Origin of the sequence: Endozoicomonas numazuensis (assembly GCF_000722635.1) — a bacterium.
In the GTDB taxonomy this organism is placed as follows: domain Bacteria; phylum Pseudomonadota; class Gammaproteobacteria; order Pseudomonadales; family Endozoicomonadaceae; genus Endozoicomonas_A; species Endozoicomonas_A numazuensis.
In genome coordinates, this window is sequence record NZ_JOKH01000010.1 from 36,700 (window position 1) to 51,847 (window position 15,148).

General features: G+C 44.8%; 12 protein-coding genes, 1 other RNA gene and 1 pseudogene. 6 read left to right on the forward strand and 8 right to left on the reverse strand.

What is annotated here, in order from left to right; genetic code table 11:
- Positions 1 to 67 precede the first annotated feature (67 nt).
- The 4 genes from ffs (at position 68) to recR (ending at position 3,500) form a co-directional block, all read left to right on the forward strand.
- An RNA gene (gene ffs, locus GZ78_RS28560) (signal recognition particle sRNA small type) lies at positions 68 to 164 on the forward strand.
- A gap of 156 nt (positions 165 to 320) precedes the next feature.
- Complete coding sequence (gene dnaX, locus GZ78_RS25170; RefSeq protein ID WP_034842629.1) at positions 321 to 2,339, forward strand: DNA polymerase III subunit gamma/tau; 2,019 nt, start codon at positions 321 to 323, stop codon at positions 2,337 to 2,339.
- Between the two features lie 114 nt (positions 2,340 to 2,453).
- Positions 2,454 to 2,780: a YbaB/EbfC family nucleoid-associated protein gene (locus GZ78_RS25175; RefSeq protein WP_034842632.1), complete on the forward strand. Its 327-nt coding sequence runs from the start codon at positions 2,454 to 2,456 to the stop codon at positions 2,778 to 2,780.
- 120 nt (positions 2,781 to 2,900) lie between these two features.
- A complete protein-coding gene (recR, locus tag GZ78_RS25180) occupies positions 2,901 to 3,500 on the forward strand; it encodes a recombination mediator RecR (RefSeq protein WP_034842634.1) in 600 nt (199 codons plus the stop codon).
- Between the two features lie 23 nt (positions 3,501 to 3,523).
- On the opposite strand, the gene GZ78_RS25185 is transcribed toward recR, so the two are convergent.
- The 7 genes from GZ78_RS25185 to galU form a co-directional block, all read right to left on the reverse strand.
- Entirely contained in the window at positions 3,524 to 4,435 is a 912-nt protein-coding gene (locus GZ78_RS25185; protein ID WP_034842637.1) for a hypothetical protein, read from the reverse strand.
- 68 nt (positions 4,436 to 4,503) lie between these two features.
- Positions 4,504 to 5,112: an acyloxyacyl hydrolase gene (locus GZ78_RS25190; protein ID WP_034842638.1), complete on the reverse strand. Its 609-nt coding sequence runs from the start codon at positions 5,110 to 5,112 to the stop codon at positions 4,504 to 4,506.
- Positions 5,113 to 5,330: 218 nt separating this feature from the next.
- Positions 5,331 to 6,620: a capsule biosynthesis protein gene (locus tag GZ78_RS25195; protein WP_051786536.1), complete on the reverse strand. Its 1,290-nt coding sequence runs from the start codon at positions 6,618 to 6,620 to the stop codon at positions 5,331 to 5,333.
- A gap of 169 nt (positions 6,621 to 6,789) precedes the next feature.
- Complete coding sequence (locus tag GZ78_RS25200; RefSeq protein WP_236631689.1) at positions 6,790 to 8,850, reverse strand: capsular polysaccharide biosynthesis protein; 2,061 nt, start codon at positions 8,848 to 8,850, stop codon at positions 6,790 to 6,792.
- Positions 8,851 to 8,986: 136 nt separating this feature from the next.
- The gene (locus GZ78_RS25205) at positions 8,987 to 9,937 is read right to left on the reverse strand and encodes a glycosyltransferase family protein (RefSeq protein WP_152558951.1); all 951 of its coding nucleotides are present in this window, start codon (positions 9,935 to 9,937) and stop codon (positions 8,987 to 8,989) included.
- A gap of 78 nt (positions 9,938 to 10,015) precedes the next feature.
- Positions 10,016 to 13,096, reverse strand: coding sequence for a glycosyltransferase (locus GZ78_RS25210; protein ID WP_081870040.1), 3,081 nt, complete (start codon positions 13,094 to 13,096; stop codon positions 10,016 to 10,018).
- Positions 13,097 to 13,128: 32 nt separating this feature from the next.
- Positions 13,129 to 14,010, reverse strand: coding sequence for a UTP--glucose-1-phosphate uridylyltransferase GalU (gene galU / locus GZ78_RS25215; RefSeq protein WP_034842644.1), 882 nt, complete (start codon positions 14,008 to 14,010; stop codon positions 13,129 to 13,131).
- Between the two features lie 113 nt (positions 14,011 to 14,123).
- On the opposite strand from galU, the gene GZ78_RS25220 reads away from it, so the two are divergent.
- Together GZ78_RS25220 and vapC are read left to right on the forward strand one after the other, a co-directional pair.
- Positions 14,124 to 14,318: a type II toxin-antitoxin system VapB family antitoxin gene (locus GZ78_RS25220; protein WP_034842646.1), complete on the forward strand. Its 195-nt coding sequence runs from the start codon at positions 14,124 to 14,126 to the stop codon at positions 14,316 to 14,318.
- A 2-nt stretch (positions 14,319 to 14,320) separates the two neighbouring features.
- The gene (vapC, locus tag GZ78_RS25225) at positions 14,321 to 14,740 is read left to right on the forward strand and encodes a type II toxin-antitoxin system VapC family toxin (protein ID WP_051786538.1); all 420 of its coding nucleotides are present in this window, start codon (positions 14,321 to 14,323) and stop codon (positions 14,738 to 14,740) included.
- A gap of 3 nt (positions 14,741 to 14,743) precedes the next feature.
- On the opposite strand, the pseudogene GZ78_RS25230 reads toward vapC, so the two are convergent.
- Positions 14,744 to 15,067, reverse strand: a pseudogene (locus GZ78_RS25230) (UDP binding domain-containing protein); the annotation flags it as partial.
- Positions 15,068 to 15,148: the final 81 nt, after the last annotated feature.

Sequence of the window (15,148 nt, forward strand, 5' to 3'; positions counted from 1 at the left end):
TGACGAGGCAGGGTGTTTTGTGGAAAATGCGCTGCATCCAGACGAGACGTCTGTTTGTGGTGGGCCCTGTCGGTCCCCTCGCAATGGTCAACTGTGAACTCCGCCAGGCCCGGAAGGGAGCAACGGTAGCAGTGACACCATGTGCCGGGGTGTGGCTGGCAGGGTTTGCCTCCATATGTATAAAATTTTTGGACGTTGTCTGATCTTCTTTATCCTGCCTTTGTAATATCTCTTATATGATTCCTGTGAGCCGTGCATTCTTTCGTTATCTTGGTTAGCATAGAGTCCTCAGTTTCTGTTACCGGTATCCAAGCTTTTCAATGAGCTATCAGGTTCTTGCGCGCAAATGGCGACCCCGTTCTTTTAAAGAACTGGTAGGCCAGACTCACGTATTGCAGGCTCTGGTCAACGCGTTAGACCAGGATCGGCTTCATCATGCTTATCTTTTTACGGGCACCCGGGGTGTAGGGAAGACGACTATTGCCCGGATTCTTGCCAAATGTCTCAATTGTGAGACGGGGGTCAGTTCTACTCCCTGTGGGCAGTGTGCTGCCTGCTGTGAAATTGATGAGGGGCGTTTTGTTGACCTTATTGAGGTCGATGCGGCTTCCAGAACCAAAGTGGAAGACACCCGGGAGTTGTTAGATAACGTTCAGTACGCACCCACCCGGGGTCGTTATAAAGTTTATCTGATTGACGAAGTGCACATGCTTTCGGCGCACAGTTTTAATGCATTGCTTAAAACGCTGGAAGAGCCTCCTCCCCATGTAAAATTTCTGCTGGCGACCACTGATCCACAGAAACTTCCTGTGACCATTCTTTCTCGCTGTCTGCAGTTTGGACTGAAAAACATGACGCCGGAAAGGATCGTTGGCCATCTGGAAAATATTCTGGGTCAGGAGTCCATACCTTTCGACGGTCCGGCACTCTGGCAGTTGGCCAGAGCCGCAGATGGCAGCATGCGAGACTCTCTCAGCTTAACCGATCAGGCTATTGCCTTTGGTAATGGGCAGGTGAGCGAGCAGGAAGTCAGTGCCATGCTCGGCACCATCGATCAGGGCCAGGTCATGAAAATGGTCAGGGCTCTGTCTTCCGGAGGTGCTCCAGAAGTATTGAATGCAGTGGCAGCGCTTGCAGAACATTCCCCTGATTATGCTGCGGTACTGGACGATATGCTTTCCATGTTGCACCGGATTGCTATTGCACAGGCTGTTCCGGAAGCGGTTGATAACAGTCAGGGAGACCGTGAGCAGGTACTTGAGCTGGCTGGTCATATGCTGGCTGAAGATGTGCAGCTTTATTATCAGGTAGGTTTGGTCGGAAAAAGAGATTTGCCACTGGCTCCTGATCCACGAGGTGGGTTTGAGATGGCTTTGCTCAGGATGCTGGCATTCAGGCCAGAACCTGTTGCCATTCCAGCGTCACAGGGTATTCAGCGTGAAGTCGTGGGTCAATCGGAAGCTTCTGAGCCTGTCGTTTCTTCGCCTGATCCAGAGCCTGAGCCTGCCAAACCTGAACAGGCTACGAGTCTGAAATCAGACGCAATGGCTTACCAGTCGGGTGACTCTGGCAGTGTAATGCGTCCTCCCGTTGCAGAAAGCGCGCCTGTTCCTGTGAGCTCAGAGCAGGCAGTGACGGGTGTTGCAGAAAATCCATTACCAGAAGATTTTTCACCAGCACCAGCACCAGCACCAGCACCAGCACCAGCACCCGTTCAAGAGTTTGGGCCTGAACTTAACAGCGTGACTGAGGCTCTGCCTCCATTAGAGGCCTATCAGGATGCAGAGGGAGACGACGATGTTCCTCCACCCGTATCAACCTATGAAGCCTATGCATCTGAACTGGCATCAAAAGTCGTTACTGAACCAAAGGTTGAATCGGTATCAGTAGAAGAAGAGCCTGTTCAGAGCTTGTCTCCTGAAGAAAGGGTTTCTTTGGCGGATCTGGATGTTCAATCCTGGGTGCCTGTATTCAGAAATCTGCCCCTGGGTGGTGTGACGAGAACTATTGCGTCTCATTGTGAGTACGTCAATCATTCAGCAGGCAGGATTAATCTGCGCCTGGATAGCGGAAGAAGTACGCTATACAACGACACTCATCGTCAGCGTGTTGAAAAAGCACTGAGTGATTATTTTGAACAACCTCTAAGGCTGGAGGTTGAGATTGGTCAGGTACAGGCAGAAACACCTGCTGTCTGGCGAGAGCGTAAGATTGCTGAAAGAATGGCTGAGGCTCACGCCAGTATTTTTAATGATCAGCACGTACAAAGTCTGATTAATCAGTTTTCGGCTGTAGTCATTGAAGACAGTATTCAGCCTGTTGGTAATGTCATTAAGTGATGGGCTGTCGGATTTCTATAATCCAGATAGCCTTGAGTATCTTTGGTTCATCGCTTTTCTCAGCTCATGACAGTTTTGAGTCGATGAGCAAAACGTTAACGTAAAGGAGTTCTTATGTTTAAGGGCGGTATGGGTAACCTGATGAAACAGGCCCAGCAAATGCAGGAAGACATGCAGCGTATCCAGGAAGAACTGGCTAATGCTGAGGTCTCTGGTGAATCTGGTGCAGGCCTGGTGAAAGTGGTTATGACCGGTCGTCATGATGTCAAGCGAGTGGATATTGATCCCAGCCTGATGGAAGAAGACAAGGAAATGCTGGAAGATCTGCTGGCTGCTGCTGTTAATGATGCAGTGCGTAAAGTGGAAGAAAACAGCAAGGATAAAATGAGTGGCCTGACCTCGGGCATGGGACTTCCTCCCGGTTTCAAAATGCCTTTCTAAATATTCATGGTTTCATGAGCTATATACCCAAAGGCGATGGGGATAGCTATCAATCGATAGTCGTTTGATTTCAGGGCTTATCCATCCTGGGTGTGCCCTGTCAGGAGTTTGAGTGCATCTATGTTCAGTCCTCTAATCAAGGAATTGATGGAATCCCTGCGTTGTCTGCCCGGGGTGGGTCCCAGATCATCTCAGCGAATGGCTTTGCATCTGCTTGAAAAAGATCGGGATGGAGCACTTCGTCTGGCAAAAGCATTGATCGAAGCGGCAGAAGGAGTGGGGCGTTGTCATTCCTGCAGGACGTTATGTGAGAGTCAATTGTGTGATATTTGCAGTCACCCTGGTCGAGAAAAAGCAACACTCTGTGTGGTAGAAACCCCCTCGGATGTAATGGCTCTGGAGCAGGCTGGCGGTTTTTCTGGCCGCTACTTTGTTCTGATGGGGCACCTGTCCCCTATCGATGGTATTGGGCCTGACGACATTGGGATTACCGACTTGTTGGATAGAGTCGCTGAAGACAAGGTTAAAGAAGTGATTCTTGCTACAAACCCCACTGTTGAGGGTGAGGCAACGGCGCATTATATTGCAGAAGAACTCAAGAGTATGGGCGTAGAAGCCAGCCGGATAGCCCATGGTGTGCCGCTGGGTGGTGAGCTGGAATATGTCGATGGAGGCACACTGGCTCACGCATTGGCAGGCCGGCGTAAGCTTGAACTCTGAGATTTTGCTTTAGACGCTATGGATTACTGAGGGCAAAAGTATTGAATGCGTTTAACGTTGCCCGTGGTTTTCTCTTCTCCTTTTCGTGTTCGGGTGTATTGGTCGGCACTCATCCAGTCAATGGTTTTCTGGGTGCCCGTCACTGAGTCTGGGAAATAAGTGTTGATATAGAGCGTGAAGCCGCCATTATCGGTTCCAAAAGCGGTTTGCCAGCTTGGGTCGTTGTCCAGCTGTACCCGATAGAAGCAATCCCGGCTGAAGCTACTTGCCTGAAGCTTTCCGTCCTTGGCTTCTTCAATCACTTTCTTGGTCGAGTCATGATCAGGAAATTCCTTCCATTCAACGTTCTGACACTGACTGAGTATGGTGTTGGTGCGCACTGTGCTGGGTAGCCCATCCGCTTTCTGAACAACGGTGGTATTTTTTCTGTCGGACTGAATGTTGGCCTTCAATACGGTTTTAAGACTGTCGAAGTCTTTGGGAATGAGTTCAAGCTGGGTTTTGTCGTAGCTGGTGGGCAGGTAATTGTAAAATGCCTGTTCCTCGTTGATCCAGTGGAAACAGTCAAGATTAAAGCTGCTGTTTCTATTGAGGTCTACTTTTTCAGGGGTAGAGGGGCACCATCTGCGAATGGTTTCAAAGCCAAGGGGTTGTTCACTTGTGCTTCTGCTGCTTTCTATGATTAACGAGTTTTTCTGGGCGGCAGCAATTTTAAGTACATAGGCCTCGGCATTTTCCAGGCTGCCATAGGGGGTAAGTAAAAGAGCATCTTTGTTGACGGCCGCTGCGAAGAACCAGGTTTGGTCTAACTCCACCTGATAGCGACACTGAGGGTTGAAATCCTCCGGGGTGTTGGTAGCAATTTCTACCCAGGGAGATTCGTGAGGCATCCAAGCAGCAAAAAAACCAATAATTGTCGATAAACCAGCAGCCATAGGGATACACCAGAACTTCGTGATGTATCCATTCTAGCTACTGATTCAGAATGCTGCTGACTGAGTGGCTACCAGTTGTAGCCAAGTGTGATCACATGAAAATCAACGGATTCATTCAAGCTTTGGGTTCCGGCATTGGAGTAATGATACCAGCCGTAGCTGATTTCATATTGCTGATCGGAACCGAATTCAACCCCGGCCATGGCCCGAATCTCAAATTGCCAGTGGCCGCCCATGTTAATGGGGGATTTCTTCTCTTTTTCAAGGTCTTTTTCAGACAAATAGGCCGCCCCAACGCCTAAATCTATAAACGGATGAAAGCTGGCATTGGGAAGAAATGCCATTCTTAATACCGGAGAAAAGCTGATTGCAGTCGCTTTATCTTTGCCATCGGGGCTGGGATTGTCTTTTGCCGTAAGATTGCTTTTCCAGGAGCTGGCAGCCAATTCGAAATAACTGCTCAGCAACAGGCTTTCTGATTGATAAAAATGTTTTTTCCAGTCCCAGGTAATGCCCAGACGCAGGTTGGTGTAGTCCGCAGAGCGACCTGATATAACAGCAAGGTACTGGCCATAGGTTACATTGACGCCATCAGGAACAAGGTCTTCTGCTTGAGTGGTCTGTGTCTGGATCAACAGCATGGTTGATAAGCACAGGCTGGCAAACGCTCTATTCATACACTTCCCCCTGGATATTATTATCTTGGTGGCGTCCATGCATTGGGTATCGCTCAACAAAGTCGGAACTTTATAAGAGATTGCCAAATAGACTATTGCCAGACAGGGGGCTTGGTAGAATGGCGTGATCGATTACAGCCTGGTTATGGCTGTAGATAGAAATAGTATCGGAGAGTAATGAATAGGGATGATTATGAGGAGAACAGGTCGCAGTGCTGTTAGGCAGCACTGCTGTATGGAGATGATGTTGAAGGGGCGACAGTGGAGGGGGAGTGAGTGTCTTGCTCAGAGTGTTGAGTGATTGAAATTGGTTTCAGGTGTGCTTCGTAAAAAGCAAGACTGTTTTTGCATGTGAGATCATAGTATTTAAAAAAACTGCCGTTGATCTGTGTTTTCTGAAACAGGAAAGTATGCAGCTGTTTAAACAAATGACGGTCTACAGGTTGAGGGTTGCTCCAGAAGGACTTCAGTGACCCCTGGTGAGTAATGCCTTCAATGTCATAAAAGGCTCTGCCCATAACCTTGGTGGGTAAGTGATGCAGTAATGCCGAGATCCCCACCGTACTGTTTACCGTGATGACTCCGCAGGTATGATGATACAAGTCGGGTAGTGGGATGTCATGACAATAAAGAACCCTGTCCTGAATCCCCAGCTGTGTAGCCAGCGATTCAATGAACTGACCGTAATCGGTGTAACCCCTGTCCATAGGGTGGTGCTTCAGGCAGAGAATTTTATCGGAATCGGCATACTTCCAGAACGAGGTCATTACCTCCTGAATAAAGGCTTTTACCGATTCATAAGGTGAGTGAAAAATCATCTGGGAGTCATCGTGAACTTGTAACGGGACCAGATAGAATCGCTGATCAAACTCGTTATCCAGACGAAATTGCATTTGCTGATCGTAGCTTTTAAAAAGCCATTTTCTGGCAAAACCTCTTAGCCAGTAAAAACCTTCTTTAACTGGATGAGATGCTCTGTGGTGTCGGTATTCTGAAAACTCGTCCCTGAAGAAACAACTGGCCCAATAATAAAAAGCAGCGTAGACAGTCCTTCGCTTCATTGTACCGCCTATGGACTGACTGGATTTAGCAGAGCAAGGGGTTACTTTTTCCAGCTTTTCACGATTAAGCGCCATCTGGCTCAACGAATTAACGCCTTGGGGTTCCAAGGTGATGGTATCAGGTCTTAAATAACCTTCTTCGAACACACAGAATTTTACCCCGAGTGCATCACAAACCGGTTTGGCGGTTCTGTGATAATAACGGCAATCTCCCATGAGAAAGACCGCTTCGATAGAATGTTTAATGAGGTATTGTTTGAGAAATGCAGCCCAGTCAGCGGGCTTACCCTTATACTGGGTTTGAACATGGGCCCATGAAAAAAGCCGGTCGCCCCCATTAAAGTTGATTTTATGAGTAGTGTAACCGGCCTTTGAGAAGGTGCGTGCCAACTGCTTGAAAAACGGTCCCAGTGGACCCTGCAAAAAAAGTACAGCGGATTCAGTCATAGCCTGAGCATGGTCCCTGTGCTTGACCTTAGTCGTTCATCTATAGTCGTGTAATGTGCAGATTTTAGCATAATTGATTATAAATCTATAATCGAGTGGGTAGTGGGTAGTGGGTAGTGGGTAGTGGGAGAGTCGGCGTATAAAATAATGAATTGAGTAAGTGAGTGCTCTAATGTCTAAAAGCTTCGAGCAGGTATCGGGCTTTGCGAAGGTTACGATCCAGCCAGTTACTGGATGTTTTTTTACCCCTTGTACGGGTGGACTGAATCAATCGAATAACCCTCTCAGGTGTTGTATATCGTCTGGTTTTCCAATTGATATAGGTGGGGTAATAGCAATGAGCAAAGTAAATCAATTCATCTAAGGTTCGTTTGCGATGACGCCTCAGACAGGTTAAATGGTCAATAGTAATCCCCCAGCCTGCATAGAACGGCTGGCCCCAGCAATGGACCGTTTTCTCAAGTGTCAAGGCTTCAAAACCTGCCAGAGATGTCATTACGTGCAACTCATCGCATTGTTCAATACAGTCAAAAATATCACCATCAGTGACCACATGATCAACCCAATTCAAAGCGGTATTTTCAGGAATATGCCCCTCTCTCCCTGCTAAAAGCACATCAGGGTGAGGCTTGTACACAATGAATGCATCAGGTGCATAAGCCCTAACTGCCTGAATCAGTTCAAGGTTGGAGGAGAGCTCAGGACTCCCCCATTGAATGGAAGCATCGCTGTCCACCTGACCCGTAATCAGTATTTTTCGTTGATCGCACCTACAAGCTTTAAATAGACTTTGTTGAGAACCTTGAAGGTTGTACTTGCTGATTCGCTGATCTCTTAATGTTTTACGTAAAGCCGTTGCTCGAGCTAATTGCTGTTTGTCCAGATCAATAGAATTGATCGCTGTCTCAAGATCAGAGGGACGTGAGGCATCAAAATAGATACCGCTCTGATCCAAAATTAAAGAACTGGGCCTGCGAAGTTCTGCACCAAGGCCTACTGAGCGAATAAAGGCATCTTCCGCTCTAAACAGTTGAATGTGTGGTTCAGGCTTGTAGTCATGATGTTTGGCACCCCAAATCAGAATACCATCCCCAGGTTTTACCCTTGCTTCAGCTTGCTGCAGTGATTTCACAAACAGAATTTTTTCTGAAATAGCCTGGGTAAAGCTCTTCAGAAACGCTCGTTTCCAGAGGCTGAAGCCTACAGCATAAAGCGTATTAACCGGTTGGTTTCGTAACGCTCTCTGCAGAGGGATAAGTTCGAGAATATCTTCAAGTTCACAGCGTTCAAATGTTTCCGGGTCAATATAACGGGTGTATTTCAGGCAGGCGGCTGCAAAGAGACTCTCAATAGTATGCGTTTGTTGTCTACGAGGGCAGGGAACCCGGTCGTCAGTTAACCCCCAGCCACTATAAAAAGGTACACCAAAGCAAACGACGGGTTTATTGTGCCAGAGTGCTTCAAACCCCAGTTGAGAGGTTACCACATAGACTTTTTCAAAATAGGGGAAAAGAGACTGAGCATTAACCCTGTCGGAAAGAATACGAATTCTTGGGTGATCTGGCAGATTGTTACCGAGGTAACCCTTTTTGGTACCCAGAACAACATCAGGATGAACTTTAACCCAGACTTCAGAATCAGGGTTCTCTGAAAGAGCAGCCTCTAGCATTTCCTTAAAGCTGGCGTCGTCTGCCAGACCAAATGTGACCGAACAGTCACCATAGGTTTGATCGACAACGAGCACTCTGGGCATTTCTGGTTCAAAAATTGATGAATCAGAAAGATTAGGCTCATGGTTATATTTACTGATCCTGTTACGGGTGATCTGATCCAGAAGATTGACTGAACGTTGTTCCAGTTCGGGCGTGAGCCAATCAGGCTTATTCAGCAAATCTTCGATGTCGGATGAGGCTGTAGCGTCGTAGTAGATGCCTTTTTTATCAACGATCAGTGAAAAGCGTTTATCACCCAGGGCAGGGTGGCCCAGGTAGCTGATAAAGCCATCTTCCAGGTGCCAATAGGGAATATTATGCTGACTTGCCAGTGCAATAGCTTTAGTCGTGTTGGGCTTCTTCCCCCAGCCAAGTACAACATGAGACGACTGGATCTTTGAATACGGCTTTTTCTGCTCTATCTGATTGCATTGTAAGAGAGCAGATAACTCAGTTGCTTTACTGATGCCGCGAGAAAGTGTGATAAAAGCCGGGTCTGTCATTGAAGAAGGCTGCAAGAAAGTCACTGATACTCGATAGAAATAAAATTAGAAGGCAGATGAATACTTTGTAAGGAGAAAGTAGGTACAGTATTGTCGAGATTGTCGAGAATTAGAGTGCGCATCACTAATATCGATCTATATCCCGAAGTGCTCAGACTGCTTGATTAAGAACGCGGCTTGAAGAGTCAATGTTCAAAATCATTCGGTTCGCATTGGTCAGTACATCCTGCTTATCCATGACCATAAGCTGTTCAATAGCCTCTACCCATGCATCTACCGTATCTTCAGCAATGAGGCCTGCATTGTTGTCCCTTATTTGATCAGATAAAGGGAAGCGAGAAGAGTATATTCCCACAGCGTTCTGGCGACAAATATCCAACATTTTAGTATGGGATCTGGACAGATTGAATGAGGTGTCCATTAAAGGAGCTAAACCAATATCCATGGTTCTGGTAGACGTCATGGTCAGATAGTCAGGCCAGGGCATGGGATGCAGAATCTGTATACGAGGAATACCTCTTGCCGCTTTATATAATGAATGATCTCCGATGAGTTCAAACCAGGTATTCAGGTTACGTGACTGGACTTTTTGAATAACCTTCATTACAAACTTCCAATCCTCCCGGTGGGAGCTGCTACCGTGATAAAAGCATCGAATCAACGGCAGTTTTTCTTTGTCAATCTGGGAAGGGGAGAGGACCGCCTCTGCCGGTAACTGATATTTCTCTGCCAGATGAGTAGTGGAAACCCAGATTTTGTCACAAACAGCTTCTAGCCGTGGCTTTGCCTTTTTGTACCATGAAGATAGACGCTTACGGTAAGGTTTTGGAAGAGTGTGATCCAGATGCGAACCCGGTATATCGTCGTCAATAAACCAGATGACGCCTGAGCACATTACGGAAGCATCTGTTAGGTGCTCTAAAATACTGAGAGGAACATCTCTGACCAGAACAATTAGACAGCCGGCTGTGATTGAAGCCGTTACCTGTGACAGACAGTCATCTCGGCTAACATCAATCTCTGTATATTTCTGAACCTGATGACTTCTGTTTCGAAAATAGAAATCAACCGTTGGAGAAATAGATTTGCCGATAATAACCACTTCTCCGTTCCACTTTGCAGAATATTGTTTTGATGCAGTGAAAAGAATTGGTTTGGATCTGAATCTGATTAGCATAGATTAGATTCTAAGAGAGAAGTCTTCTTTTGTATGAGTCAGGTTAGGGTTATAGAAAGGATCTGATTCTATTTTTCCTTTCCATTTTTTTTGCATGAAAGCAAATTCTTTTTCGAATCGAGCTTTCTTTTCAGGCGTATCATCCAGTCCACGGCTAATGGATTCATGATGATAGAGTTCTGCGTAGGGCGTCCATAGGTTTCTATAACCTGCTTCACGGACTTTAAGGCATAGGTCTACATCATTCAGAGCGACGACCAGGTTATTTTCATCCAGTCCCTCCACTTCAAGAAAGATGTCTTTTCTCAATAGAAGTACTGCAGCAGTAACAGCAGATAAGGTCTGAACACAGTTTAATCGGTTAAAGTAACCAGAATCAGTTCGCTTGAAATGCTTATGCGAATGCCCGGCAACTCCACCAAGCCCGCAGATTACCCCTCCATGCTGTAGAGTGTCGTTAGCGTAGTACAGCTTGGCTCCAACACATCCGATTTCAGGTCTTATTGCATGCGAGACCATTTCAGTTAGCCAGTCACCTGAGATGACTTCAATATCATTATTGATCAGCCCAATTATACTGCCTTTAGCATGCTTTACACCGAAGTTATTAATAGCTGAATAGTTAAAAGGGTAGTCATAAGCCAGCACTCTGACCTTGTCATTCAAGCTGATTTCATGAAAGTAACTCAGAGTTTTTAAACATTCACTCTGGTTGTCCAGCACTATGATTTCATAGTTTTGATAGCTGGTTTTAGACAGAATACTGTCGATACACTGTTTTAGAATATCGTAGCCATCACGTGTAGGAACCAGTAGGCTAACTAGAGGTTTATTCTCAGGTATTGGCCATTGAATGCGATAGTTTGCTTTTTCATTCTGATAGCTGATTTTAATGTTTTCTTTTTTCTGAGCAAAAAAATCAGATCTGCTCTTTTGGCCTGATTTTATCAGATCAGCATGTGAAAGATGGCTTTCTTTATTTTTTTTCTTATGAACTAAGATCTCTGGTATTCGAGCTATCTGGCTAGAGTCCAGGCTGTCAGAGGCACGTAATATCGCATCATAAATATATAAGCTCTCCAGATTTGTCCTGAAACCACCAATGGCTTTCAGCTGTTCTATTTTAAAAGTTACAAAATCAGAAATATAATCATCACTGTAAAATAAATCAGGATTCCAATCTGATTTAAAGTGAGGTTTAGAGCGTTTACCATCCTTATCAATTAGATCTTCATCTGTATAGAGGATTTGAATATCGGGTTCTCTCTGAATTTTATCCGCTAAAAATAATAAACTATGTTTGGAAATAGTATCTCGAGAGTCAAGTATTGTTAGATAATCACTATCTGAATCAGAAATAAGATTATTAAGGCAAGCAGATAAATTACCATTCCGTACTATATGTGGGAAGTAGTTTATTTCTTCATCCGTTAACTTGTTATAGAGCTTTGATAGCTTTTCAGTTTGATTATTATGAACAATAGAAAGTCGAAAATCCTTATAACTCTGATTTACAACTGCATCGATAACACTGCTTGATGGTTCATCAGATTCATGAAAAATTAAGGCTAGATCAAATTTTATCTTTTTTTTTAAGGAGTTCTGCTTTTCTACAATAAATTCAGAATTTTTTCTAAAAACTTCGTTAAGCTGAACCCATTCAGAATAGTTTTCTAATCTTCTGGAAAAAATGAAAAGCTCTTCATAACTTTTCAACAAATCTATATGACTTAGATTAGATGGAAGAGTACTCATTCTGACAGATTTGATTTTTTTAAGTATCAACTTACGAGCATAATTTTTGGTAAGCTTTGAAAACTCTAGGACTTCAATGTTAAAACAACATGCTTCATCAGCAGGATCAAAGCGAATAGATCGGGCTGCTTCCGGGAAAAAGCAAACCTTTTTCATTAAAGCTCCGTTCTTAAGTGGCAGGTTTATAGCGGTCTCTTCAGACATCCCTGATCCATAATTGACATACAATTTGCCATTCAAACGAGCCTTATCACTTTTTACTTTTACAGTAAGCATGTACCAGCCTTTGGGTAAGGCTCCATGGCGCTTAGCCATAAATCCAGGGTCACTGCCAACTGCCTGCCAGTTAAACCTTGTAGATTCTGAAGGTTTAATATCAGAGCAAGGTAGTAGTGTGTATTCCAGCTTCCGGTCAACCCAGCGACCAATGACTCCTGTTTTCCTGCAGGCTTTACTCAAAAAACCAGGTTTTTTTTTGTTACTGTTGGAATACTCTGCCAACGCCAGCTGATATTGAATGTTCTGCATTTCACGTTTGACAGGCTCATAGAATCGATCCATGTCCTTACAAGGTTCATGGTTCATATCATGGGCCTTAAAAAAGCCATCTCGTCTCAATTCGTTTACCGTTGCCCTGCCACGGCGCTGTTTGCGGTTTTTGAATTCGTCAAATGACTTGATGACATAATGGTTAACGCGTAGTGGCTCCCAGTCCACGCTATCGCTAGAGCCATGCCTGTTTTTTTCATAAAAAGAAAATGTACTTCCATTTGCTTTAACGTATTTTCCTCTTTTCAACTGAACTTTATGAGGGTTTAGCATTCTTTCACAATACGCAGGCTTAAGCAGAGACTTGATATGCCGGTTTGTTCCGGTCTGCTGTCTGGCACGATGGGTAAAACGTTCAATAACAGGGTGATCTTCATACTCAATATGACCAGAGGAGCCATAAATTGCCCAATTCAAAGCTATAGCCCCTACACTTTCATCCTTGAGCAAAGGTACTAGGTAAGGACGTATACTCATACCTTCTGAAGGAACTATAAATTCATCAGCATCAATGAACGCTAGTAAGTCCAGATCCTCACAATAATTACCAAGAATTTTATTGTAAGCTGGTAACTGAGGCCCTTTTCCATCAACAGTAGGAAATGGAATGCGAGTTATAAGACCTGCATCGTGTAGCTTAAGGAGTAGTTCTGTCGAGCCGTCATCACTGATGTTATCAGCAATGAAGAACTGATCGACCCCCATCAGGCGATGAAAAGCCAGCCATTCCAGGATATAGGGCTTTTCATTTTTAAATATTGCAGCTATGGCTAGTTTCATACTTACAGTGGTGATTCAGCTAAAAAATTAAATTAATCGGTTTCTAACATCGAGTAGAGGTACTCTCTGAACGCACCATTCAGCTCAGGGTGTCGCAAAGCGTACTCAACATTTGCTTTCATATGCCCCAGCTTGCTACCGCAATCGTAACGGATACCGTCAAACTCATAAGCATGAATAGTTTGCTCATTTATCAGGGCGGCAATAGCATCAGTCAACTGAATTTCACCACCGGCGCCACGCGGGGTATTCTCGAGTAACTCAAAAATACGGGGTTGGAGGACATAACGGCCCACAATAGAAAGATTTGAAGGCGCTTCTTCAACAGCAGGCTTTTCAATAACGCCCTTGAGTTTATACAGACGGTCACTGACGTTAATGGGGTCAATCACACCATACTTATTCACCCGCTCCATCGGTACCTGTTCAACAGCAACGACAGAACTCTGAGCGTCTTTAGCCAATGCAATCATCGTGTTCAGACAAGGTGTGTGTTCACAGTAGATCATGTCGTCAGCCAGAAGTACGGTGAAAGGCTCATTGCCGATGATATCTTTGGCACACAAAACCGCATGGCCCAAACCAAGAGCTTCCTGTTGGCGGACATAAAAGCAGTTAACGCCTTTTGGCAATATATTTCTTACCGTATTCAGCAGCTCCTGTTTTCCTGCTTCTTCCAGCTTATATTCAAGCTCAAAGTTTTTATCGAAGTGATCTTCAATAGGGCGTTTGGTCCAGGAAGTGACAAAGATCAGATCAGTGATACCTGCAGCAATAGCTTCTTCTACAGCATATTGAATCAGTGGTTTATCGACTACAGGCAGCATCTCTTTCGGACACGCCTTGGTAGCCGGCAGGAAACGAGTGCCCATTCCTGCTACGGGGAATACGGCTTTCTTAATGTGTTCTGACATAAGGGTGGACTCATTCAAAAGTGGATTATGTACGAAAACTTGGAATCTGAGGTCTGACAGGACTAAACTGAAAGTGTGTAAAGCAATGTGTAAACAATACAGGAGATAAATTCATGCCAAGCAACCTTGCTATTGATGATGACCTGATTGCACAGGTAAAAAAATTAGGTGGCTACAAAACAAAAAAAGCGGCGGTTAACGAAGCATTAGCAGAATTTGTTCGACATAGACAACAGCTTGAATTGTTGGATGACTTTGGGGCAATTGACTATGAAACTGACCAACACAATAAAAAGGCACGTCGCTAATCATGGTACTTGTTGATACCTGCGTTTGGTCTGCTGCCTTAAGGCGGAAGAAAACAGATGCCCCTCTATCAGAAGAAGCTTTAATTCTACAAAGACTGATCAGGCAGCACCGTGCAGTCATGATTGGCCCTGTTTTGCAAGAAGTGTTAACAGGAATACGGTATACAGAGCAATTTACCCGTTTGCAAACCAAGCTGAAAGCCTTTGAGCTACTGTCCATAGAACCTGCTGATTACATACAGGCGGCGATCTACTCAAATATGTGCAGAAGCAAGGGTATTCAAGGCTCACATACAGACTACCTGATTGCCACAGTAGCCATAAAATACCATATCCCTGTGTTGACTACCGACAACGACTTTACTCATTATCAAAAACACATCCCTGTACAATTGTTTGCAAAACCTGAAGACTTTTTGTGAACGTTAATCAGAGCCAAACAAATCACGGGTGTAAACCTTATCAGCAACATCCGACAGTTCTTCAACCATACGGTTAGAAACTATGACATCAGACATTTGCTTAAAGGCTTCAAAGTCTTTAATCACCCAGGAGTGGTAAAACTCAGATTCTTCCAGCACAGGTTCATAAACTACGACTTCAATCCCCTTGGCTTTAATCCGCTTCATAACACCTTGAATGGGTGAGACGCGGAAGTTATCAGACCCTGTTTTCATAATCAGACGGTAGATACCAGCTACTTTGGGTTCTTGCTGTTATATGGGCTCAGCAATAAAGTCTTTACGGGTGGTGAAAGTAATCATTCAATCAATTGCACTGTGCAAAAATTGCCCCCGGAGTGCCTGTTGTCAGGAGGTCATAATCTCACA